Annotated in this window: 1 pseudogene; it reads left to right on the top strand. The window is 50.5% G+C overall.

Annotation, left to right across the window (positions count from 1 at the left end):
* Positions 1-86: 86 nt before the first annotated feature.
* Positions 87-938: pseudogene (locus Q0314_RS02760) on the top strand (biotin synthase); the annotation flags it as partial.
* Between the last annotated feature and the right edge of the window lie 399 nt (positions 939-1,337).

The following is a 1,337-nucleotide window of genomic DNA, read 5'->3' as shown; positions in this document are numbered from 1 at the left end:
AAAATTTAGCGTAGGCTGGACAAGTAGTCCGCCGAGCTAAATTTTAGCAAGCTCCTCAAAAAGCACTCAAAAGACAAGCCGCTAAAAAAAGGAAAAATATGAAGACGATTATGTTATGCGCCATCTGTTCAGTGAGTTCAGGCAACTGCTCCGAAGACTGCGGCTACTGTACTCAAAGTGCGGGCATAAATGCCGGCATCGAAAAATACAAAATGAAAACCGCCGAGCAAGTAGTCGCCGAAGCTAAGATCGCGGCGGCCAACCACGCGCTAGGCTTTTGCCTCGTCACCAGCGGCGCAAGGCTCACGGACAAAAAGACCGAGGAGATCGCCCGCCTCGCGCGCGCCGTAAATAAAGAAGTTCCAAACCTCATGCTGATCGCTTGCAACGGCATGGCGACGCTACCACAGCTAAAAGAGTTAAAAAGCGCGGGCGTGTTTAGCTACAACCACAACCTCGAGACCTCGCGCGAGTTTTTCCCGCAAATTTGCTCGACGCATAGCTGGGACGAGCGCTGGCAGACCAACATCGATGCCAAAGAAGCAGGGCTGATGCTCTGCACTGGCGGCATTTACGGCCTTGGCGAGAGCGAGGCCGATCGCGCGAGCCTGCAAGCTAGCCTTGCAAAGCTTGATCCGTTTTCTAGTCCGATAAACTTCTTTATCCCAAACGATGCGCTACGCGTCAAACGGCCGCCTATGGGAGCGGACGAGGCGCTAAAAATCATCGACGACACCGTTCGTGCACTGCCTAACGCTCGCGTGATGATCGCAGGCGGTCGCGAGAAAATTTTAGGCGAACGCCAATACGAAATCTTTGATCACGGCGTATCCGCCGTCGTCATCGGCGACTACCTCACAACCAAGGGTGAGGTCGCTAGCCGCGATATCGCCGAGTTTAAAGCGCGCGGATTTAACTTCGCAACACTTTGCCACTGATTTAAATTTGCCTTTAAAGGACGGCAAATTTGCGGGCTCGATTTTGGCGGATAGCCGCCAAATTTAGTCCGCTTTTAAAATGTGTTTTGGAGTTTAGGTATTACATTTTGCTAAAATTCTAAATTTTACCCACCGAGACCTGCACCACAAAAACGCTAAATTTGGTTTGGTTAAATTTGGCGTTGCACATTAAATTTAATCTTTCTTGTTAAGGAAGCGGGGGCTTAAATTACGCTCTGCTTTGCAATTGCGAGCGTAGCGATGCAAAAGTGCCCCCTTTTATATCCGCCTTTATCTTTTCTTTGGGAGAGGAAGGGGGTTCTACTTACGAAGCGTCACCCCTTCCTCTCCCAAGCCCTCTCTAACCCCACTGCACGTGAGAGGTTGCTGCACTACGTG

Origin of the sequence: uncultured Campylobacter sp., from assembly GCF_938040115.1 — a bacterium.
Lineage (GTDB): Bacteria > Campylobacterota > Campylobacteria > Campylobacterales > Campylobacteraceae > Campylobacter_A.
The sequence above is the reverse complement of the archived record's forward strand: the minus strand, read 5'-3'. Positions and strand labels throughout refer to the sequence as shown.